We start from the raw sequence: 21,677 nt of genomic DNA, 5'->3' as shown, positions 1-21,677 counted from the left end.
AACGGCGAGCGAGAGCGGAGACGGAAGGTCGGACGCGCTACTCGGCCCAGTACGTGAGCTGGTCGCCGGCGCCGTCGGGGACGACGTCGGTACCGTCGTGTTCGCCGTACCGGACGGCGTCGAGGACGCGGTCGGGCTCGGTGCCGTCGAGGACGATGGTGCGGGTGCCGGCGCGCTGGATGATCTTCGCGGCGAGCAAGTCGACGGGCGCGGAGGAGCCAGCGTTCATCTCGAGGCCGGCGATGACGTCCACGAGGTCGGCGGCGGAGAGCTCGGGGTACTGTTCCGCGTCGTCGTCCTCGTTGGGGTCCGCGGAGTACACGCCGGGGACCGAGGTGGCGTACACGAGGAGGTCCGCGCCGACGTACTCCGCGACCGCCGCGGACACCGCGTCCGTGGTCTGCGCGGGCGTGACGCCGCCCATCACGCAGACGTCGCCGTTCCGGAGGACCTCGCCGGCCTCCTCGTAGTCGGTGGCGGGGGCGCTGGCGACGCCGTCGCCGAGTGCCGCGATGAGGAGGCGCGCGTTCAGTCGCGTGACGTCGATACCGAGCTGGTCGAGTTCGATCTCGTTCGCGCCGAGGTCGCGAGCCGCCCCGATGTACTCGCGAGCGACGCCGCCACCGCCGACGACGGCCGCGACCTGGCATCCGTCGTCGACGAGCGTCCGGACGACGTCCGCGTACGCCGCCACGCGCGGGGAGTCGAGGTCGGGCGCGAGGACGCTTCCGCCGATGGAGACGACTACCTTCATGTTACACCCGCATACCTCGGTGGCGTTCATAAGGGTTGCCAACTCGCGCGCGGTCGACCGTCTCGATATCGTCTGTGTGCGCCGTTTCGGCGCCCGTCGCGTCGGAGCGTGAGACGTGCGCGTCTCATGCGTTCGCGCGGTCAGCTGGTGCCTACAGCACCGAGAGGTCACATTACGCGGACATCTCGAGACAGCGAGTAGGAAAAGATTTCGAAGCGTTAGCGGCAGTTGTAAAACGTCTAAACGTCTCTGAGTCCTCTGTGAAACGAAAGAGAATCGACTCGAAACGTGAAATGAACACGGCATGACTCGAAAAAACACTAAACGAACCGAAGGGACTGCCCTTTATAACATCCTCCCGGTGATAGCGATGAGCGAGGCGAACCACAATGAGCGCAACCACGCAACCCTCCACCGACGAAGCGCCGAGCAAGGAAGCCCGCCTGACCGAGTACCTGCGCGAGAAGGCCGCCGACGGCGAGATGTACTTCAAGTCGAAGTTCATCGCCGACGAGGTCGGCCTCTCCCCCAAGGAGATCGGTGCGCTGATGGTCAAGCTCACCGACGCCGCCGAGGACCTCGAGATCGAGAAGTGGTCGTACACGAGTGCGACCACGTGGCGCGTGGAACCCGCCTGAGTCGGCTCTCGAGCGGACGTCGTCCGCGGTCCCCGCTGGTCCCCGCAGCCTTCCCCCACACCAACACGCACGCTCACCCACCCACGACGTGTCCCGTCGTCGACTGACGGCACGCGGCGCCGTGGGTTTTTACCCGACCACGCCGTAGCGAGAGATAGATGCAGCCCGGTGACCCCGCTCGGTCCGCGAACTCGCCAGCAGGCGGACGGCCGTCGACGCCACCCGGTGCGCCGGACCCTGCGGCGTTCGACGAGCAGTTCCACACGTACGAGACGCAGGTCATCGACGGCGAGATACGATACTACGGCGAGCCGCTGGGCAGCCCCGAGGCCGTCGTCCGCGACATCTGGGAGGTGTTCCACGACCACGACTACGAGGTCGAGTTGACCGTCGAGGCCGGACGCTACGTCCTCGTCGCCACCGAGCAGTCCCACGGTATCGAGGGCGTCCCCTGGAAGAACGTCGCGCTCTTCCTCGCGACCGTCGTCACGACGCTGTTCGTCGGCGCGCAATGGTACCTCGTCGACCCGGTCGCGAACCCCTGGAAGGCGGTGACGACGGCGTGGCCGTTCTCCGCCGCCGTCCTCGGCGTCCTCGCGACGCACGAGCTCGGGCACTACGTCGCGAGCCGGTATCATCGCGTGAACGCGAGCCTCCCGTACTTCATCCCGTTCCCGAGTCTCATCGGGACGATGGGTGCCGTCATCCGGATGAAAGGCCGCATGCCCGACCGGAAGGCACTGTTCGATATCGGCGCGAGCGGGCCGCTCGCTGGGCTCGCCGCGACCATCGTCGTGACGACCATCGGGTTGTTCCTCCAGCCCATCCCCGTCGACCCGGCGGTCGTCGGCGCCGAGGGCACCGTCACGATCAGTCTCGGGTTCCCGCCGTTGATGCACGCGCTCTCGTGGATAACCGGTCAACCGCTCCAGTACGGGCAGGCGCTGAACGTGAACCCGGTCGTCATCGGCGGGTGGGTGGGTGCGTTCGTCACCGTCCTGAACCTCATCCCGGTCGGACAGCTCGACGGCGGCCACATCACGCGCGCCGTGTTCGGCGAGGACCAGTCGACGCTCGCCGCGTTCGTCCCGGTGTCGTTGTTCGGGCTGGCCGGGTACCTCCACTACTTCGAGAACATCGCGTTCCAGGCGGTCGCCATCTGGGTGTTCTGGGGCGTGCTCGCGCTCGTCGTCGGCCGCGCTGGCACCGCCGAGCCCGTCCGCGACGAACCGCTTGACTCGCGGCGACTCGCGCTCGCGGCGCTCACGTTCGTGCTCGGTGCAGCGTGCTTCATGCCGGTTCCCGTGCTCGTCTCGACGACCTGACCGGCCCGGTCCGCGAACGGTCGGTCTGCGTCCGCGCGCTGTCAGTCGCCGTGCGTGAACCCGCGGTCCGGGAGTGTGTCGCCGCCGACGGTGACGGCGCCCTCGCCCGTCGCGTCGGCGGTGTCCTCGCTGACGTCACCGACGACGGTGAGTTCGACCGGGCACGCGTCGCGTGCGGTCGCGACCTCGTGCTCGGGGACGGTGCAGACGAGTTCGAAGTCCTCGCCGAAGAACACGGTCATCTCGCGAGCGTCCGCGTCGTCGGTCGCGTAGTCGGCGACGGCGTCGACGGCGGGGACCGCGTCCGCGTCGAGGTCGACGGCGCAGTCGCTCGCGGCGGCGAGCTGGTGGAGCGACCGCGCGAGGCCGTCGCTCGAGTCCATCATCGCGGTGGCGTACGGTGCGAGTGCGCGACCGGCGGCGACGCGGGGCGTGAACTGGAAGAGGTCGTTCGCGCGGTCGACGTCGCCGGCGTCGAACGCGCGGAGCGCGGCCGCGGACCGGCCGAGGCCACCGGTGACGCAGACGACGTCGGCCGCGGTCGCGCCGTCGCGACCGACCGGCGCGTCGGTCTCGCCGAGCGCGGTCGACGCGACCGTGAACTCGTCGTGGCCGTCGAGGTCACCGCCGACGTACTGCGCGTCGACGCGCTCGCAGACGTCGCGAGCGCCCGAGAGGAACCGCTCGAGTTCCGTCGCGTCGAACGACGGCGCGCCGTAGACGGCGACGGCGGCAGTCGCGTCGGCGCCCATCGCGGCGACGTCCGAGAGCGACGCGCCGACCGCCCGCCACCCCGCCGTGTACCGCGTCGTCCCCGCCGGGAAGTCCGTCGACTCGTGGAGCATGTCTGTCGTCACCACGGTCCCGTCGACGACCGCGGCGTCGTCCCCGGCGCGCCCGACCAGGCCGCCGACCAGGTCGAGTGCCGCCCGTTCGTCCATGCCCCGGAATTGCGAGCGAATCGACAAAAGCGACGCGATACCGAGGCCCCGGTGTCCGTCGTCGGCGCCAGCACCAGTGGGCGCGTCTCCGGCGTCCGCGTGCCAGCGTCGCGGCCGCGAGGCGGTGGGTTCAAACAGGGCGCGGTCGTCGGGGCGAGTATGTTCGAGGACGTCGACGGCCGCGCCATCGTCGCCGGGTTCGTCGGCGCGGCCCTGGTCCTCGTCGGCCTCCTGTGGTTCGTCGGCGTCGACGAGGTCCTCACGCGAGTCACGAACGCACCGCCGAGCGTGCTCGCACTCATCGTCGGCGCCGCCGTCTGCTGGCTGGCGTCCTGGGGGCTCGCGCTCCGCGCCGTCCTCGCGAGCCTCGGCCTCTCGCTGTCCAGACTCCAGTCGTTCGTGGTGTTCTCGGCGGCGACGTTCGCGAACAACGTCACGCCGTTCGGGCAGGCCGGCGGGGAACCCGTGAGCGCGCTGTTCATCTCGCGGGAAGCCGACACGGAGTACGAGACCGCGCTCGCCGCCATCGCGAGCGTCGACGGCCTGAACTTCGTGCCGTCCATCGGGTTCGCGCTCCTCGCGGTCGGGTACTACGCGGTCACCATCGCGTTCAACGACCGGCTCGTGTTCGTCGCCACCGCGGTCGCCGCGCTCGCCGTCGCGCTCGCGGTCGCCGCCGTCCTCGGGTGGCGGAACCGGTACGCGATAGAGCACCGGCTCGTCCGCGGGCTCGCACCCGTCCTCGGTCGCGTGACCGCACGCCTCCCGGTCGTCTCGCGCGTCAAGGTCGACGTCATCGAACGACGCATCGAGGGGTTCTTCCACGCCATCGAGCGCGTCGCGACGGACCGCCGGAGTCTCGCGAGCGCACTCAGCCTGTCCGCGCTCGGGTGGGCGTTCTCCATCACGTCGCTGTCGCTGTCGCTGTACGCGGTCAGCGACGTCGCCTCCGTGACCCTCGTCGCCGCGGCGATGCTCGCCATCCCCCTCGGGAGTCTCGCCGGCGTCACGCCGCTCCCGGGCGGTCTCGGCGGCATCGAAGCCGTCCTCATCTTCGTGCTGACGCCCGTCCTCCCGGCGTTGGGGAGCGGCGCCGTCGCCGCCGCCGTCCTCCTGCATCGCGCCGCGACGTACTGGCTCCCGCTCCTCGTCGGCGGCGGGTCCGTCGCCGCGCTCTCCGCACGACAGTGACCCCTCGACGCCGTCCACGAACCCGCGCTGGACGAGACCCGTCGCACGGCCGACGACCCGTTGCGCGGTCAACGACCCGTCGCTCGATGGCCGTCGACGACCACGGACGTCACTCGGCCACACACTGTCCCTTCGTTCGCGTTTCATCGCCGTCAGCACGCGTCTGCCCGCCGGATTCGACCGGTCGGGCGCGCGACGGTCGCCTATCGAATACGATGGACTTTTAGGCAGCGCGGGGGTACGAACCGGCAATGACGACGATGTACGACGTCCCGGCGGACGCGCTCATCGAAGCGCTCGCCGACGACCTCTCGGACCGACTCGAGGAACCGGAGTGGATGCTGTTCACGACCACCGGCAACAGCAAGGAACTGCCGCCCGAACAGGAGGACTTCTGGGCGACCCGCGGCGCCAGCCTCCTGCGGAAGGTCGCGGACAACGAACCGATCGGTATCGAGCGCCTCTCCACGATGTACGGTGGCTCCAAGGCCGGCACGAACCGCTACGGCGTCTCCGGCACGCACCGCGAGGACGGCTCGAAGAAGGTCATCCGGACGCTCCTCCAGCAGCTCGAGGACGAGGACCTCATCCAGACGCGCGAGGGCCAGGGTCGCGCCATCACGCCCGAGGGTCGCAGTCTCCTCGACGACACGGCCGGCGAGGTCATGCAGGACCTCGACCGACCGGAACTCGAGAAGTACGCGTAAGCCGGTCGTCTGATTCGGGGTCGCCGTGTCGGGTCCCGAAACCGTTTTTTCGTCGACGCCCGAAAGCGTTCGTATGAGCGACAGCCAGGACGACCTCGAGAAGCTACGCGAGGAGAAGATGCAGGAGCTCCGAGAGCGAAAGCAGGCCCAGGAGGGCGATAGCGAGGCTCAGGAGGCCCGCAAGCAGGAGGCCGAGGCCCAGAAGAAGGCGTTGCTCCGCCAGCACCTCACGGACGGGGCGCGCAAGCGCCTGAACTCGGTGAAGATGAGCAAGCCGGAGTTCGGCGAGCAGGCCGAACAGCAGATTCTCGCGCTCGCGCAGCGCGGGCAAATCGGTGGGAAGATCGACGAGGAGAAGATGAAGGCGCTCCTGAAGGAACTCAAGCCGGACGAGAAGAGCTTCAACGTGCGTCGGCGGTAGATGGAGCTGGGGTTGCTCTACAGTGGGGGGAAGGATTCGACGCTCGCCGCACTGTTGCTCGACGACTTCTACGACGTGACGCTCGTCACCGGGCACTTCGGCGTGACCGACGACTGGGAGCACGCGCAGGCGGCGGCGGAGTCGGTCGGGTTCGCGCACGAGCGCCTTGAGCTCGAGGAGCGTGCGGCGCGCGACGCGGTCGAGAAGATGGTCGCTGACGGGTTCCCGCGGAACGGTATCCAGGCGGTTCACGAGCACGCGCTCGAACGGCTGGCCGCCGAGGGGTTCGACGCGATCGCGGACGGGACGCGTCGCGACGACCGCGTGCCGACGGTGTCGCGCGCGCAAGCGCAGAGCCTCGAGGACCGCCACGACGTCGATTACATCGCGCCGCTGTCGGGGTTCGGTCGCGGCGCGGTCGACCGGCTCGTCGACTCGGCGCTGTCCGTGACGGTCGGGCCGAGCGAGTCGATTCCGCGCGCGGACTACGAGGCGGAGTTACGCGTCCTGCTCCGCGAGGCACACGGCGAGAGTGCGGTCGCCGAGGTGTTCCCGGCGCACGACCAGACGTACGTCGAAGGCCCGCGGTAGCACGCCGGGACTCGCTCTCGAGACTGTGGTGTGCGTCGACAAGCGAAAGCTTGGAGGGTCGGACTCGCGAACCGTCTGGTATGTATGATGGACTGAAGGGGTTCAAGGACTTCTATCCCCGCGAGATGGCCGCCCACAGGGAGGTCATCGACACGGTCGAGGACACCGCTCGACGGTACGGGTTCCGGGAGATAGAGACCCCGCGACTGGAGCAGGCGGCGATGTGGACGGACAAGAGCGGTGACGACATCGTCGACGAGCTGTACGCGTTCGAGGACAAGGGCGGGCGGATGGTGACGCTCGCGCCCGAGTTGACGCCGACGGTCGCGCGGATGGTCGTCGCGAAACAGCAGGCGCTCTCGAAGCCGATCAAGTGGGTTTCGACGCGGCCGTTCTGGCGCTACGAGGCCGTCCAGCAGGGGCGGTTCCGCGAGTTCTACCAGACGAACGTGGACATCTTCGGGTCGAGCGAACCGGCCGCGGACGCGGAGATCCTGGCGTTCGCCGCGGACGCGCTCGTCGACCTCGGACTCGACGCGGCGGACTTCGAGTTCCGCGTCTCGCACCGCGACGTCCTCGGGACGCTCCTCTCGGAGTACGGCGAGGACGTGGACACGCGCGAGGCCATCCGTGCGGTCGACAAGCGCGCGAAGGTCGAGGACGAGGAGTACCTCGGGCTGCTCGCCGACGCCGGACTCGCCTACGACGACGCCCGCCAGTTCGACGACCTGCTCGTCGCGGGCGAGGACGACCTCGGCGAGCTCGTCGCGTTCAGCGACGCGGTCGAGCCTGCGGTCGAGAACCTCCGCGCGGTCCTCGACGCGGCCGAGGACTTCGGGGTGCGCGAGTACTGCGACCTGTCGCTGACGACCGCGCGCGGCCTCGACTACTACACGGGCGTCGTCTTCGAGTGCTTCGACAGCGCGGGCGAGGTCGGTCGGTCCGTGTTCGGTGGCGGCCGGTACGACGACCTCATCGAGGACTTCGGCGGGCAGCCGACGCCCGCGGTCGGCGTCGCGCCGGGCGTGATGAACTCGACGCTCCCGCTCTTGCTCCAGCGCGCGGGCGTCTGGCCCGAGGAGGAACTCGAGACCGATTACTACGTCCTCCAGGTCGGCGATACGCGTCCCGTCGCGGCCCGGGTGGCCCGCGACCTCCGCGCCGCGGGCCACGTCGTCGAGACGGACGTCTCCGGGCGGAGCTTCGGCGCACAGATGGGGTACGCCGACTCTATCAACGCCGACACCGTCGTCATCGTCGGCGAACAGGACCTGGAGAACGACGAGGTGACGATCAAGGACATGGCGTCGGGCGACCAGACGACCGCGCCAGTCGACGACTTCCCCGGCGACCGCGACCGGCCGACGTACGGCGACTACGCCTGACTACGCGTCGCCGTCCGCGGCGTCGGTCTCGTCGTCGACGCCAGTTTCATTCTCGCGGTCACCTTCCGCTTCGTCGAGTGCGGCGCGACACCGGTAGACGACGGCTGCCTGCACCATCTCGCCGGGCGTGCGGAACGCGGTCGTCCGGGAGAGGAAGGAGCTCGTGGTCGCGGCCGCCGGGTCCGCGTCGTCGCCGTCGCGGCGGCCGGCGAACGCGTCGTCGACCGACGAGCGCGTCCACGGGCTCGCGCCGAGGAGGTCCGCGAACGACTCGAACTCCGAGTGCGCCCGGAGGAACGCGGGACTGAGGAGCGTCGCGAGCGCGGCGACGTCGCCGTCGGCGACGCGGTCGGCGAGTTCCGCGCCCTCGCCGAGCGCGTCGGTGAGCGCGTCCAGGTCCGCCTCCGTGTACGGCCCGTCGTCGAGCGCGAGTCGGTCGGCGAGGGTCGCACCGACGAGGTCGGCGACCTCCTCGCCCGAGTACTCGGTCATGGAGCGGTAGTCGCCCGGGGCGCGGGTAAGCGTGTCGCCACCGGGACCACGGGAGCGGTCGGCGATGCTTCAAGTACGGTGACGCAGCGATGGACGACGTGCCGTGACGACTTGCCGCGGGGCGCGCCCGACGACCAGCGCGACGCCAGCGTCCCGCGACACGCGACCCAGTCCAAGCCCCGCGAGGGCGGGGACGTGCTCGGTGCGGCGTCGCCAGTCAACCCCTTCTCGCTCGACGGGTCCACCGCCGTCCACAGCGCACTTGCCCTCGAGTCGCGTATCCGCTGGTATGCGCGCGTTCCGTGTCGCCTACGACGGCCGGCCGTACCACGGCTTCCAGCGACAACCTCAGGTTCCGACGGTCGAGGACGCCGTCTTCGATTCGCTTCGGGCCCTCGGCGTGCTCGCGAGCGACGCCGACGCACCCGAGGGGTACGCGGCCGCGGGCCGCACCGACGCCGGGGTGTCCGCGGTCGCACAGACCGTCGCGTTCGAGTGCCCGGACTGGCTGACGCCACGCGCGTTCAACGGTGAACTCCCCGAGCACGTCCGTGCGTGGGCGAGCGCCGACGTCCCGGACGCGTTCCACGCGACCCACCACGCGGCGAGTCGCGCGTACGACTATCACCTGTACGCGCCGACAGCCGACGTCGACCGTGCAGCCGCGGCACTCGCGAGCCTCGAAGGGACTCACGACTTCGCGGACCTCACGGCGGCGAGCGAGGTCGACACGACGCGGACCCTGGAGACGGCGACCGTCGTCCGCGAGGGCGACGTCCTCCGCGTCCACGTCCGCGCCGACGGGTTCCTCTGGGAGCTCGTCCGCCGGATCGTCGCGCTCGTGCGGAGCGTCGCGACCGGCGACCGCGGCCTCGACGCCGTCGACCGCGCGCTCGCACCCGAGCCGCTCCCCGACCACGAGCGCGTCGGCCCCGCTCCGCCCGAGCCGCTCGTGCTCGTCGACGCGACCTACCCGGACGCGACCTTCGAGCGCGATTCCGAGGCCGCGGCGAGCGCCGCGGCGGCCTTCGAGTCGGCGCACGCGACCGCCGTGTCGCGGGCTCGCGTGACCGGGGCGCTCCGGGACGGCGTCGACGCCGGGTCGAATAGCGTCGACGACGACCGGCGTTGAATCGGCTCCGGGTCACCGGCGAGCATGCGGTGTGATAGCGATTGAACTTATGTCGCTGCCGTCCGTACCGGTGGCATGGTCGAGTCTCCGGCCGTGACGCGACGAGGTGCTCGCGTCGCGGGCCGCGTCGTCTACGCGGCGCTGGTCGTCCACGCGCTGTACGTCGTCCTCACCGCCGAGTGGCCCGAAGCAGCGGCGCTCGCGTTCGTCCTCGCGGTCTGGTACGACTACCGTGCGTCCACGACGCTCCGGCGCGTCCACCGGCGCGTGTTCGGGTACGCCGGACGGCCGTCGTCGAGTTGAGCGTCGCGGACGTCGCTCCACGGACGGGCGGTCAGGGCTCCCAGTCGGTCGGCCAGATGCCGGCGGCGCGCATCCCGGCGTCGAACGCCTGGTCGACCATCGCGTCCCTGAGCGACGACTCCTCGACCCGACCGACGTCGCGCGTCGCGATCTCGCGGACGAGGAGTGCGGCGAGCATCGCGTGCTCGCGGACGGTCCGAGAGTCGGTCTTGTCGTAGGTGTCGGCGGCGGTGTGTCCCCAGCCGCGGCCGCGTTCGCCGGAGTCGCTGTGCAGTTGCAGTGCGGGGACGCGTTCGCGGAGGAACGGCCAGTGGTCGCTCCATGGATGCGGGTCCGCGTCGGTCTGGACGGGGTGGTCGACGTCGTCGGCGACGGCGTCGACGGCTTCCTCGAGGTCGTCGCTCCCGTGCGTCATCGCGACGAGGTTCCGGTGGCGGCCGGCGCCGTCGACGTTCACGACAGCGTGCACGTCGTCGAGGTCGAGGGCGTCGGCGAGCGCGGCGCCGCCGAGGAGTCCGACCTCCTCGGCGCCGACGCCGGCGACGCGGACGCGAGCGTCCAGCGCGTCCGCGGCGTCGAGCCGGCCGAGCGTGCGAGCGAGTGCGACGACGACGGCGATACCGCAGCCGTTGTCGAGCGCGCCCTCGGCGAGGTCGTGCGCGTCGAAGTGCGCGAGCACGACGACCTCGCGGTCCGCGTCCGCGGGGCCGAGGACGCCGTGGACGAACTCGCTCTCGCCGTCGTCCGTCGTGGCGTCGACGTCGAGTTCGACGGTCGCGTCGCGGTCGGCGTAGTCGGCGAGCCACGCGCCGGTCTCCTTGGAGACGCCGACGCCCGGCGCTCTGGCCGGTTCGTCGAACCGGAGCGACCCGGTCGGCGGGAGCTGGCCGTCGACGTGGTTCCGGAACAGGAACGCGTCCGCGCCGGCGTCGATGGCGTGCCCGAACGACTCCATGCGGTGGACGAACCGGCCGTCCGCCGGGGAGTCCGTTCTGGCGAGTGCGATGGCGCCATCGAGGTCCGCGTCCGCGATCTCGCCGTGCGTGCCGTGATCGACGTCGACGAGCGGGCCGTCGACGCTCGCGGTCGGCGAGTACGGGAGCGCGACGCCCTCGAACTCGCGGTCGGCGGGGTCGGTGACGCGGAGCGTCGTCTCGCCGCGCGTCCACACGGTGAGCGGGAACGGCTCGCGTGCGACGTCGCGGACGCCGGCGTTCTCGAAGGCGTCGGCGACGAGGCCAGCGGCGCGTGCTTCGCCGGGGTGGCCGGCCATCCGGTCGTCGAGCTCGCAGAGGCGTCGCAGGAACCGACGCGGTTCGTCGTCGTGCCACGTCGCGCCGAGCGCGCTATCGAGGTCCATGCGTCCCCGTGCGGCCGCGAGCGTAAGCCTGTTCGGCCAGCGGCGAGACCGTGGCGAGTGGCAACGTTTACCTGAAGCTGTGGCCAAGAGCGTGCCATGAGTTCGGTCCCCGAGCGGTCCGATATCGACGAGGAGTACAAGTGGGACCTCGAGAGCATCTACGCCTCCGACGACGAGTGGGAGGCCGCCTTCGAGGACGTGAGTGAACGCCTAGAGGAGCTGGCGGCGTACGAGGGCGCGGTCGTCGAGGACGGCGACGCGCTCCTGGAGACGCTGGAGGCGCGCGACGACGTGATGCGGGAGGTGGCGAAGGTCGCGAACTACGCGCAGATGCGGTCCGCGGAGGACACGACGAACCAGCAGTACCAGGCGTTGTCGGCGCGCGCGCAGTCGCTGGCGTCGGACGCACAGTCCGCGGCGTCGTTCATCGAGCCGGAGATCCAGAGCGCGACGCGCGACGAGGTCGACGCGATGGTCGCGTCGACCGACGGCCTGGAGCGCTACGAGCACTACCTCGACGACGTCCTGCGGACGAAACCGCATACGCGGTCGGCGGAGGTCGAGGAGGTGCTCGCGGAACTCGGCGAGGTGACGCACGGGAGCGGTGACGTGTACAGTATGCTCGCGAACGCGGACATGGAGTTCCCGACGGTCGAGAAGCCGGACGGGTCGAGCGTCGAGATCACGCAGTCGAACTTCACGACGCTGCTGAAGGAGCAGGACCGCGAGTTCCGCCAGACGGTCCACGAGTCGTTCTACGAGGAGTGGGCGGACGTCCGGAACGCGGTCGGGACGGCGTACAAGAACTCCGTGAAGGCGGACGTGAAGGAGGCGCGAGTGCGGAACTACGAGACGGCGCGCGAGGCGGCGATGGACGGCCCGAACGTGCCCGCCGAGGTGTACGACAATCTCGTGGGGACGGTGCGGGACAACCTCGACAAGCTCCACCGCCATAGCGAGCTGAAGGCCGAGGTCCTGGGTGTGGACGAACTGGAGATGTGGGACGTCTACATGCCGATGACGGAGTCTTCGAGTCCGGACGTCGGGTACGACGAGGCGACCGAGTACGTCGTCGACTCGCTCGGCGTTCTCGGCGAGGAGTACCAGTCGCGGGTCGCCGACGGCCTGGAGTCGCGGTGGGTCGACGTCTACGAGAACGAGGGGAAGCGAGCGGGTGCGTTCTCGGGTGGGACGTACGACACGCAGCCGTTCATCATGATGAACTACCAGGACGATATCTCGTCGATGTACACGCTCGCGCACGAGCTCGGGCATTCGCTGCACTCGGAGTACACGAAGGACGCGCAGCCGTACGTGTACTCGAGCTACGAGATCTTCGTGGCGGAGGTGGCGTCGACGGTGAACGAGACGCTGCTCACGCAGCACCTCCTGGACACGGTCGAGGACCCCGAGTTCCGCCGGCACGTCCTGAACGAGTACCTCGAGCGGGTGCGGTCGACGCTGTACCGGCAGACGATGTTCGCGGACTTCGAGCATCAGGCGCACGAACTGGAGGAGGCCGGGGAGGCGATCACGCCGGACGCGCTCGACGAGATCTACGGCGACCTCAAACGAGAGTTCTACGAGCCGGCGAACGTCGACGACCACATCGAGCGCGAGTGGATGCGCATCCCGCACTTCTATCGGGCGTACTACGTCTACCAGTACGCGACGGGTATCTCGGCGGCGGTCGCGCTCAGTCAGGGGATACTGGAGGGCGATGAGGCGGCGGCCGAACGGTACCGCGAGTTCCTCTCGAAGGGCTCTCGCGAGTACCCGCTGGAACTCCTCGAGGGTGCTGGCGTGGACATGTCGACGAGCGACCCGATCCAGTCGGCGCTCGACGTCTACGACGACTATCTCGACGAGATGGAGACGCTGATCTGACCGGCGAGCGCGCGACGGCTAGCGGGGTAGCAGCTCTCGCTGGGTACGCAGACGATTGCAGTCCCGGTCGATTGGGTTTCGAACCGGTCGTGGTTCGTGGGGGCGGCGTCGCGGCGAGCTGGGGTGTCGGTCAGTCGTCGTCGTGTTCGTCGGCGTCCTCGAGGTCGATCTCGACGGGGTCGTCGGTCGCTGCCGCGTCGTCGACGTCGACGTCGTCGGCTTCGTCGTCTTCGGTGGTGAGTGCGTCCGGTTCCTCGTCGATGTCGGTGACGTCCGCCTCGGTGTCGGTGGTTGGTTCGGCGCTCGCCGCGAGGAGGAATCCGGTGAGTCCGGCGGCGATCATGCCGGCGCCGCTGGCGCGCGTCGCGTCGACGTACCAGTCGCGGGGCGTGAACTCGCCGTCACCGAGGTCCTCGTAGCGGGTGGCGAGCGAGAGCTTGTCGCCGAGGACGGCGGCTTTCTTCGGGGCGACGAGCGTGACGACGCCGACGGCGACCGTTCCGAGTGACGCGACCTTCCGGAGCTTCGGGTTACCGAGCATACACGAACGTTCGGGGTGAGCGACCAAAAGCCCGTGCCTTCCGACGTTGGGTGTCGCCCGCGTCCGTCGCGTGACCCGCGCCCGGTACCGTCGGTGGCCGCCCTCGGTACCGTCGGTGTTCGCGCTCGCTATCGCCCGTCCTCAGTCGGCGTCGTCGCCGAGTCGGGTGCTCTCGCTCCACGCGGACCCGTCGACGTCGCCGGCGGTCTTGAACGTCCCGCGGGCGGTCGCGACGAGCGTGTCGTCGTGCGTGATCTTGACGTCGGCGACGGCGACGGTGTCGCCGTCCTTGCGGACGTCGGCCTCGGCGTGGAGGTCGCCGCGAGCGGGCGCGAGGTGGTCGAACCGGATGTCGATGGTGGGCGTGGGCCTATGGTGGAGGGAGATGACGGCGGCGCCGGCGACGGTGTCGGCGAGCCCGTGGACGACGGCGCCGTGTGCGACGTCGCTGCCGGGGACCGACGAGTGATGGTCGTCGAACGCGAGTTCGCCTTCGGCGTGGCCGTCCTCGGCGGTGGTGACCTCGATGCCGAGGTGGCGACAGTACGGAATCTGGGACATGATGTCCGCCAAGTCCATGCCCAACCCTCCGCACCCCAACCTCAAACGCGTTGTGTGTTCTCGGGCCCCTATCGTGTTAGGTGCGACTGCTATTCTCGTGGACGTGCAACAGAGCGTCGAGAACAGTACGATGGGAGCAGACGTCTACGACCCCGACGCGATAGACGACCCGCCCGTCCCCGAGCGCTACACGGCGATCGAGACCGACGACGGCGACCTCGTCGTGTTCGACGCGGAGGCCGAGGACGCGTGGATCCAGTCCGCGGACGCGACCTGTCTCACGCAGGTCCGCTAGGTCGCCCGCGCGAACCACCCGCTCGTCGGCGACCGGAATCACTACCTGTCCGGTCCGCGCACGCCGACGCATGCAACTGGGCGTCATCGGCCTCGGTCGGATGGGGCGCATCGTCGTCGACCGGACACTGGACGCGGGCCACGACGTGGTCGCGTTCGACCTCGACGAGCACGCGGTCGCGGACGCGGCCGACGCGGGCGCGACCGCCGCCGATTCCGTCGTCGACCTCGCGGAGCGACTCGGCGACGACAAACGAATCTGGTTGATGGTGCCAGCCGGGGACGCGGTCGACGCCGCGCTCGACGACCTCGAGTCATATCTCGACGGCGACGACGTCGTCGTCGACGGCGGCAACTCGTACTTCGAGGACTCCGTGCGTCGCGCCGAGTCGACCGACGCCGCGTACCTCGACTGCGGGACCTCGGGCGGTCCCGCGGGCGCCGAGAACGGTTTCTCGCTGATGGTCGGCGGCCCCGAGTGGGCGTACGACGAGCTCGTCCCGGTGTTCGACGCGGTCGCGACCGGCCCCGACGGCCACGACCGGATGGGGCCCGCCGGCTCGGGGCACTACGTGAAGATGGTGCACAACGGCGTGGAGTACGCGCTCATGCAGACCTACGGCGAGGGGTTCGAGCTCCTCGCGAACGGCCGGTACGACCTCGACCTCGAGTCGGTCGCTCGCACGTGGAACAACGGCGCCGTCATCCGGTCGTGGCTCCTCGAACTCTGCGAGGAGGCGTTCCGCGAGGAAGGCAACGACCTCGGGACGGTCGCCGACCGCGTCGAAGGCGGCTCGACGGGCACGTGGACCGTCCAGGAGGCCCTCGAGCAGGAGGTCGCGGTGCCGCTCATCTACGAGGCGCTCGGCGAACGCTTCGATTCGCGCGCCGCGGACCCCGGGAAGTTCTCGCGGCGGCTCGCGAACCGCCTCCGGTACGGGTTCGGCCGGCACGACGTCCCCCGGACCGAGGACTGAAAGGTAGGTCTCGCGACGTTTCCCCCGACCGAGGACCGACCGATAGGTCTCGCGATGCCCCCGAAGTCAGGACCGGCCAGTAGGTTCCACGCCCTCACGCATCGCTCTCGGCGGTCGTGTCGCCGTAGACGAGTTCGAGCGTCGCGTCCACCGTCTGCGTCCCGTCCAAGACGCTCCCGTCCGTGAGTCTCGTCCCGCCGCGGATCGTCGCGAGCGCGTCGCCGTCGGTGAACTCGGTCGCGGGGTCGAACGTCGTCCGGAACCGGTACGCGACCCCTTGCGTGGACGGCTCCGGCAGGACGACCCGCCACGACCGCGTTCGGTCGCCCGTGCTGGCGGCGAGCCGGAACGCGGCGTCGGGGCTGTCCGCGTCCACGGACGTCATGTTCGTCTCCGCGGCCGTCACGCGCCCGTCGGCGGCCGTCCAGTCGTGCTCGCCGCGGACGTTCGCGTACCGCCAGTCCGACCCGAACGCGCTCGCCCCCGAGCGAACGCGATGGAAGCTCACGACCACGAGCGTCCCGTCCGCGCGCTCGAACGCCGCCGTCGACGACTCGAGCACGCCACGCGGCCCACTCCCGGCGCGCGCGTCGTCGAGCGCCACCAGCTCCGGGTCCGCGGGCGCCGTCGCACCGCGCCCGAACCGCGCCGGCGTCCCCTCGCTCTCCGAACCGAGCACCGAACAGCCGGCGAGCGCACTCGCTCCAGCCAACGCACCGACACCCAGGACCGACCGACGACGAACCATACCAGCGGCTAGCCGTCTCGACCGTATCCCTGTTCGGAATCCAGCGACACAGCCACCCCGCCCCCGCGGCTCGAAGAACGTAGCCGAAAAACTGACCGCGAACGCTCGCTTACTCGCCTTCCACTTCGAACTCGATGGCGGCTCCTTGACCGAACCCGACGCAGAGGGTGGCGAGGCCGCGACCGCCGCCGCGCTTGCGGAGTTCGTGGATGAGCGTCACCGGGAGGCGCGCGCCGGAGGCGCCGAGCGGGTGCCCGATGGCGATTGCGCCGCCGTTCACGTTGAAGATGTCCTCGTCGATACCGAGCTCTTCGCGAGCGTACACGGTCTGGGACGCGAACGCCTCGTTCAGCTCCACGAGGTCGTAGTCGTCGATGTCGCGCCCGCTCCGCTCGAGGAGGCCGCGCGTCGCCGGCACCGGCCCGATACCCATCACGGTCGGGTCGACGCCCGCGACGTTGTTCGCGCCGACCTCTGCGAGAATCTCGAGGTCGTGCTCCTCCGCGAACGCTTTGGACGTGACGAGCGTCGCCGACGCACCGTCACTGATCTGGCTGGAGTTCCCCGCGGTGACGTCCTCCATGAACACCGTCGGGAGTCCCTGCAGCGTCTCGAAGTCCGTCCCCGGCCGGATGCCCTCGTCCTTCGTGACCTCGCCGTCGGGCGTCTCGATCGGGACGATCTCGTCGTCGAACCGGCCCTCCTCGGTCGCCGCGGCGGCGCGCTGCTGGCTCTGGGCCGCGTAGCGGTCCTGGGCTTCCCGCGAGATGTCGTACTCGTCGGCGACCTTCTCCGCGGTCATCCCCATCTGGAGTTCGATCATGTTGTACATGTCCTGGAAGTCCGGGTGGAAGCTCCGGCCGTCCATCCCCCCCTCCATGGGGACGTTCGTCATGTGCTCGAACCCGCCGGCGATGATGGCGTCGCGGTTCCCGGCGGCGATCGCGTCGCTCGCGGAGATCACGGACTGCATCGAGGACGCACACCAGCGGTTGATGGTGGTCGCCGGCACCTTCTCGCCGAGGTCGCTCATGAGCGCGATGACGCGCGCCACGTTGTTGTCCTGCTGGCCGCGCTGTTGCGCACAGCCCCACATGAGGTCGTCGACGTCCTCGCCGTCGAGCTCGTTCTCGTCGAGGATCTTGTCGATGAGCGGGACCGAGAGGTCCTCGCCGCGGATGTCGGAGTAGACGCCGTCCTTCTTGCCCTGCGGTGTTCGGTACGCAGCCGCGATGACGGGTGTCTGTGGTTCCATGCACGTACTGTGGCAGGCCGTCGGCATAAAACACCGCAGAACTCCGGACGCCGGAGTCCGGAGTTTACGCGGTCGACGCCGGGCGCCAGATAGCAAAAAGCGTTTACCCCCGCACGGATTCTCCGAGAACAATGACCGACGAGTCCTCGGAGCCCTCCGATTCCGACGAGGACCCCACGCGACCCGAGCACGGGCCGCCCGACGACGGCGACGCCGACGCAGTCGACGAGCCGGACGGCGACGAGCAGGCGGACCGGGACGCTACAGGAGAGAGCGACACCGGCGAAACCGACGACGAACGATCAACTGGCAGCCCCGAACCCGCAATCGACGACACCGAACCGCCAGCCGACGGGTCGACCGACGACGGACCGGGAGACGAGGACGACGGTGGGTTCGAGTTCGGTGACGCGGTCCCGTCCCGGTCGGACGCGTCCGCGTCCACGGACGACACCGCGGACGACGGCTCGACTCCCGAGGAGTCCACCGCCGACGAACGCGCGAGCGAGGACGCGGTCGACGACGATAGCGACGCGGACGCGGGGTTGTTGGCGGCGGCGAACCGACGGACGCCGTTCCCGGACACGTCGCTGACCGTGCTGGCGTCGCTCGTCGCGATGACGGTCGCGGGGTTCGTGCTTCGGTTCGTGAACCTCGGGGCGCGCGTCGCTCACCAGGACGAGGGGCGGGTCGGGTACTGGATCATCCGCTACCTCGAATCCGGGGTCTGGGAGTACCGCGCCATCGTTCACGGGCCGTTCCTCTTCCACGTGAACAAGTACGTGTTCGAGGTTCTCGGCCCGTCGGACTTCTCGTCCCGGGTCGCCGTCGCCGTCATCGGCGCGCTCCTGCCGTTGACCGCGTGGCTGTTCCGCGAGCACCTCCGGGACAGCGAGGTCGTCGCGCTCGGACTCCTCCTCACACTCAACCCGGTGCTCGTGTACTACTCGCGGTTCATGCGGAACGACGTCCCGCTCGCGGCATTCATGCTGCTCGCGGCCGGACTCGCGGTCCGGTACTACGACACGCGCCGGTACCGGTACGTGTACGGGAGCGTCGGCGCGTTCGCGGTCGGGATGACGACGAAGGAGAACGGCCTCCTCTACGCCGCGTGCTGGCTGGGTGCCGCCGCACTCCTCCTCGACCACCGCATGTTCGTCGCGAGCCGGGGTGACGCCGACCGCGGGCCGTTCCGAACGGCGGTCGCGTACGGCCGCTGGCTCCTCCCCGTTCGCGTGAAGCGCCTCCCGGCGGCCGTCCGCGGTGCGTGGAACCCGGACCGGGCGACGCCCGACGACGACGCCAGCAGTCCCGGCCGCTCTCGACCGTGGAACTGGATCGGCGTGAACTGGACGGCCGCGATAGTCGCCGTCACCGCCGTCCTCGAGTTCCTCGCCATCATCGTGTTCTTCTACGCGCCACGCGGCGGCAGCTACATGGCCGTCGGCGGCGGCGGCCCGCCCGACGTCCGCGAGGACACCGCCGGCGAGATGGGACTGTACTCGTCGCTCGACGGCCTGCTCGCCGGCGACACCACCGAGTTCCGGCTCGTCGTCGAGGAGGCCCTCGTCGGCAGCTGGCAGGAGTTCACTCGCATCTGGGGCGGCCACGAGCACTCCTACACCGCGTTCCTCAAGCACTACGTCGAGGTGATGATAGCGGGCGCGCTCGTCGTGTCCGCGTTCGCCGTCGTCGGCTTCCTCGTCGACCGATACGGCGACGGCGGCCCGCGCGACCTCGTCGCGCTCGCGAGCTACTGGGGGTTCGTGAGCGTCCTCGGGTACCCGATAGCGACCGACATCCAGGCCGGGTGGGCGACCGCGCACGCCATCGTCCCGCTCGCCATCCCGGCCGCGGTCGGGCTCGCGATAGTCATCCGGTGGGGCGTGCAGTCGTTCACGCTCGACGACGGCGTGGGCGTCGCGCTCGCCGTGATCCTCCTGCTGTCGGTCGTCGGCTGGATGGGGTTCGCGGTCACCGACCAGGTCTACGCGAACCCGCAGAGTCCGGACAACGAGATAATCCAGTACGCGCAGCCGTCGACGGACTCGAAACCGACGCTCGAGCGCGTCCGGGACCTCGGCATGGAGCGTGGTGGCCCGGGTGACGTGGACGTCCTCTTCTGGGGTGACAAGTTCGCCATCGCGAACGAGAGCGGGCTCGCGCAGCCGCCGGCGCCGGGCCCGTACTACGACCGGCGCGTGTGGATGTGGTACATGGAGATGTACCAGTACGACGCGAACCAGACCGGCGAGCACTTCGTGTACGGCGACACGGACGACAGTCGGACGCTCAACGAGACGCGGCCGCCGGTCGTCGTGGCGCTCGGCCAGAACGAGGGGCCGAAGGTCCCGAAGGACGGCGGCGAGGAGCTCCACCAGTGGCTCGTCGAGAACGGGTACGAGCGCGTCGTCCACCAGCGGTACGGGGACGACCCGGACGGCGATTACTCGCGCCCCATCCTGTTCTACGTGCGGGAGAACCCCGAGCAGTCGACGAACGACGCGCCGCTCGACCCGTCGCCGGGGCCGATAACGACGGCGAACGCGACGGCCGTCTCGTGGTCGGAGACCGCAACGTCGGACGTCGCGGCCGCCGAGACCGTGACGATGGCCGTTCGGCCGGGCGGGACGACGACCGCGGTCGTCGACGGCGCGCTCGCGCCGACCGCGATCGGGGCGCCGTCGGCGCGTTCGAGTGCGTCGACGCCGCGAACGAGGGCAACGCGACGTCCGGTTCGACGGTCTTAAACGCGTTCCGCTCGTACGTCGCGGGGAATGAGCAACGCGGCGCTCTCGGTCGTCGAACTGTTGTTGACGGCGCACGTCTACAACGAGGAACGGACGCTTGACGAGAACGACTTGCCGCCGCGGTACCGGCGTGTCTTCTATAGCGACGGGGAGGTCAAACGCCCCGTGTCGGTGACGAACGCGACGGCGCGCGCCGCCGCGAGCACGGACCATCCCTGGGACGCCATCTCCGGGTTGATGTTCACGGAACGCGACGAGTTCTCGGGCTCGATATCGCTCGCGGACACGGCGATGGCCGTCGAGTGGTACGCCGAGAACGCGGACGCCGAGCGCGTCCACACGAACCCCGTGCTGGCGTACGCGTACGGCGCCGACGGGTCGTTCGACGTGGACGCGTTCGCGGACGTCGACTACGAGTCCGCGCGGGAAGCGAACCGCCCGATCCAGGCCGACCGCGTCTGGATCGACTCGCTGCTCGACGAGTACTTCGACTCGGACGACGAGGACGAGGAGGAGATGCTCGACCTCGTCGACATCCGTGCGCCCGAGGAGATCGATATGACCCTCGACGACCTCGTCCTCACGCAAGAGCAGGAGGACGAGATTCAGAAGATCGTGAAGGCCATCGAGCACCGTGATTACCTCGCACGGATCGGACTCCGTGAGATCGGGAAGCTCCTGTTCGTCGGGCCGCCGGGGACGGGGAAGACGAGTACGGCGCGGGGGCTCGCGCACTCGCTCGACCTGCCGTTCGTCGAGGTGAAGCTCTCGATGATCACGAGCCAGTACCTCGGTGAGACGGCGAAGAACGTCGAGAAGACGTTCGAGGTCGCGAAGCGGTTGTCGCCGTGTATCCTGTTCATGGACGAGTTCGACTTCGTCGCGAAGACGCGCGGCGGGGACGAGCACGCCGCCATCAAGCGTGCGGTGAACACGCTCCTGAAGAGCATCGACGACATGTCCCTGATCGACGACGACGTCCTGCTCATCGGGGCGACGAACCACCCGGACGACCTGGATTCGGCGGCGTGGCGGCGGTTCGACGAGATCGTGAACTTCCCGAAGCCGGACCGCGGGATGCGGTCTGACATCCTCCGGCTCATCACGCACGCGATGGACATCGACGAGTTCGAGCCGGAGGCGATCGCGGACATCACGGAGGGGCTGACGGGGAGCGACCTCCGGTTGGTGATGCGGGAGGCGGTGCTGTCAGCGTTGACGGAGGAGCGGACGACGCTCACCCAGCAGGACCTCGTCGACGCGGTCGAGGAGTTCGAGGAGCGCGACAACCTGAAGAACCTCGACATGATGGACGGCGACGGCGACGCGCTCATCGCCGGCGGGACGCCGGGGGCGACCGACGGCGGACACGACCATGACGCGCACGACCACGGCGACGACTGAGTGGGTCCGAGTCGGCGTCC

The 21,677-nt window shown here is 69.6% G+C and carries 22 protein-coding genes; 14 read left to right on the top strand and 8 right to left on the bottom strand.

All coding sequences use genetic code 11. The features are described 5' to 3' along the window. Positions 1-37: 37 nt before the first annotated feature. Positions 38-754: a UMP kinase gene (pyrH, locus tag SM754_RS02385; RefSeq protein WP_323674614.1), complete on the bottom strand. Its 717-nt coding sequence runs from the start codon at positions 752-754 to the stop codon at positions 38-40. A gap of 389 nt (positions 755-1,143) precedes the next feature. On the opposite strand from pyrH, the gene SM754_RS02380 reads away from it, so the two are divergent. Next, positions 1,144-1,392, top strand: coding sequence for a DUF7123 family protein (locus SM754_RS02380; RefSeq protein ID WP_323674613.1), 249 nt, complete (start codon positions 1,144-1,146; stop codon positions 1,390-1,392). A gap of 158 nt (positions 1,393-1,550) precedes the next feature. Beyond that, positions 1,551-2,717, top strand: a complete 1,167-nt coding sequence (locus SM754_RS02375) for a site-2 protease family protein (RefSeq protein ID WP_323674612.1) — start codon at positions 1,551-1,553, stop codon at positions 2,715-2,717. Positions 2,718-2,758: 41 nt separating this feature from the next. On the opposite strand, the gene thiL is transcribed toward SM754_RS02375, so the two are convergent. Further along, positions 2,759-3,658 (bottom strand): thiamine-phosphate kinase, encoded by a 900-nt coding sequence (gene thiL, locus SM754_RS02370; protein WP_323674611.1) that lies wholly within the window; start codon positions 3,656-3,658, stop codon positions 2,759-2,761. 159 nt (positions 3,659-3,817) lie between these two features. Here thiL and SM754_RS02365 point away from each other — a divergent pair, with 159 nt between their 5' ends. The 5 genes from SM754_RS02365 (at position 3,818) to hisS (ending at position 7,953) form a co-directional block, all read left to right on the top strand. Then, positions 3,818-4,849, top strand: coding sequence for a lysylphosphatidylglycerol synthase transmembrane domain-containing protein (locus SM754_RS02365; protein ID WP_323674610.1), 1,032 nt, complete (start codon positions 3,818-3,820; stop codon positions 4,847-4,849). Positions 4,850-5,100: 251 nt separating this feature from the next. Continuing rightward, positions 5,101-5,556, top strand: coding sequence for a 30S ribosomal protein S19e (locus SM754_RS02360; protein WP_323674609.1), 456 nt, complete (start codon positions 5,101-5,103; stop codon positions 5,554-5,556). 73 nt (positions 5,557-5,629) lie between these two features. Continuing rightward, positions 5,630-5,977 carry a DNA-binding protein gene (locus SM754_RS02355; protein ID WP_323674608.1) on the top strand — a complete coding sequence of 116 codons (348 nt, stop codon included), beginning with the start codon at positions 5,630-5,632 and terminating at the stop codon, positions 5,975-5,977. Then, complete coding sequence (locus SM754_RS02350) at positions 5,978-6,568, top strand: DUF7411 family protein (protein WP_323674607.1); 591 nt, start codon at positions 5,978-5,980, stop codon at positions 6,566-6,568. Positions 6,569-6,648: 80 nt separating this feature from the next. Beyond that, complete coding sequence (hisS, locus tag SM754_RS02345) at positions 6,649-7,953, top strand: histidine--tRNA ligase (protein ID WP_323674606.1); 1,305 nt, start codon at positions 6,649-6,651, stop codon at positions 7,951-7,953. Here the strand turns inward: hisS and SM754_RS02340 are convergent, their stop codons facing one another. Next, a complete protein-coding gene (locus tag SM754_RS02340; RefSeq protein WP_323674605.1) occupies positions 7,954-8,445 on the bottom strand; it encodes a hypothetical protein in 492 nt (163 codons plus the stop codon). A gap of 289 nt (positions 8,446-8,734) precedes the next feature. Here SM754_RS02340 and truA point away from each other — a divergent pair, with 289 nt between their 5' ends. Next, on the top strand, positions 8,735-9,577 hold the full coding sequence (truA, locus tag SM754_RS02335) for a tRNA pseudouridine(38-40) synthase TruA (protein WP_323674604.1): 843 nt from the start codon (positions 8,735-8,737) through the stop codon (positions 9,575-9,577). A gap of 75 nt (positions 9,578-9,652) precedes the next feature. Next, positions 9,653-9,880 carry a hypothetical protein gene (locus tag SM754_RS02330; protein ID WP_323674603.1) on the top strand — a complete coding sequence of 76 codons (228 nt, stop codon included), beginning with the start codon at positions 9,653-9,655 and terminating at the stop codon, positions 9,878-9,880. Between the two features lie 31 nt (positions 9,881-9,911). Here SM754_RS02330 and SM754_RS02325 read toward each other — a convergent pair whose 3' ends face one another. Further along, on the bottom strand, positions 9,912-11,240 hold the full coding sequence (locus tag SM754_RS02325) for a M28 family peptidase (RefSeq protein ID WP_323674602.1): 1,329 nt from the start codon (positions 11,238-11,240) through the stop codon (positions 9,912-9,914). A 96-nt stretch (positions 11,241-11,336) separates the two neighbouring features. Here SM754_RS02325 and pepF point away from each other — a divergent pair, with 96 nt between their 5' ends. After that, positions 11,337-13,127 carry an oligoendopeptidase F gene (pepF, locus tag SM754_RS02320; RefSeq protein ID WP_323674601.1) on the top strand — a complete coding sequence of 597 codons (1,791 nt, stop codon included), beginning with the start codon at positions 11,337-11,339 and terminating at the stop codon, positions 13,125-13,127. Positions 13,128-13,257: 130 nt separating this feature from the next. On the opposite strand, the gene SM754_RS02315 is transcribed toward pepF, so the two are convergent. Together SM754_RS02315 and SM754_RS02310 are read right to left on the bottom strand one after the other, a co-directional pair. Then, on the bottom strand, positions 13,258-13,668 hold the full coding sequence (locus SM754_RS02315) for a DUF6199 family natural product biosynthesis protein (protein WP_323674600.1): 411 nt from the start codon (positions 13,666-13,668) through the stop codon (positions 13,258-13,260). Positions 13,669-13,809: 141 nt separating this feature from the next. Then, complete coding sequence (locus SM754_RS02310) at positions 13,810-14,247, bottom strand: PaaI family thioesterase (RefSeq protein ID WP_323674599.1); 438 nt, start codon at positions 14,245-14,247, stop codon at positions 13,810-13,812. Between the two features lie 79 nt (positions 14,248-14,326). Here SM754_RS02310 and SM754_RS02305 point away from each other — a divergent pair, with 79 nt between their 5' ends. Together SM754_RS02305 and gnd are read left to right on the top strand one after the other, a co-directional pair. Beyond that, positions 14,327-14,524 (top strand): DUF7331 family protein, encoded by a 198-nt coding sequence (locus SM754_RS02305; RefSeq protein WP_323674598.1) that lies wholly within the window; start codon positions 14,327-14,329, stop codon positions 14,522-14,524. Between the two features lie 70 nt (positions 14,525-14,594). Continuing rightward, entirely contained in the window at positions 14,595-15,500 is a 906-nt protein-coding gene (gene gnd, locus SM754_RS02300; RefSeq protein WP_323674597.1) for a phosphogluconate dehydrogenase (NAD(+)-dependent, decarboxylating), read from the top strand. 94 nt (positions 15,501-15,594) lie between these two features. On the opposite strand, the gene SM754_RS02295 is transcribed toward gnd, so the two are convergent. Both SM754_RS02295 and SM754_RS02290 read right to left on the bottom strand, forming a co-directional pair. Further along, complete coding sequence (locus tag SM754_RS02295; RefSeq protein WP_323674596.1) at positions 15,595-16,248, bottom strand: hypothetical protein; 654 nt, start codon at positions 16,246-16,248, stop codon at positions 15,595-15,597. Between the two features lie 109 nt (positions 16,249-16,357). Then, positions 16,358-17,503 carry a thiolase family protein gene (locus tag SM754_RS02290; protein WP_323674595.1) on the bottom strand — a complete coding sequence of 382 codons (1,146 nt, stop codon included), beginning with the start codon at positions 17,501-17,503 and terminating at the stop codon, positions 16,358-16,360. Positions 17,504-17,634: 131 nt separating this feature from the next. Here SM754_RS02290 and SM754_RS02285 point away from each other — a divergent pair, with 131 nt between their 5' ends. Both SM754_RS02285 and SM754_RS02280 read left to right on the top strand, forming a co-directional pair. Beyond that, on the top strand, positions 17,635-20,253 hold the full coding sequence (locus SM754_RS02285) for a flippase activity-associated protein Agl23 (protein WP_323674594.1): 2,619 nt from the start codon (positions 17,635-17,637) through the stop codon (positions 20,251-20,253). 27 nt (positions 20,254-20,280) lie between these two features. Beyond that, complete coding sequence (locus tag SM754_RS02280) at positions 20,281-21,657, top strand: ATP-binding protein (RefSeq protein ID WP_323674593.1); 1,377 nt, start codon at positions 20,281-20,283, stop codon at positions 21,655-21,657. The last annotated feature ends 20 nt before the right edge of the window (positions 21,658-21,677 follow it).

The sequence above is a fragment of the Halorubellus amylolyticus genome (genome assembly GCF_034808145.1).
GTDB lineage: Archaea > Halobacteriota > Halobacteria > Halobacteriales > Natrialbaceae > Halorubellus.
The sequence above is the reverse complement of the archived record's forward strand: the minus strand, read 5'-3'. Positions and strand labels throughout refer to the sequence as shown.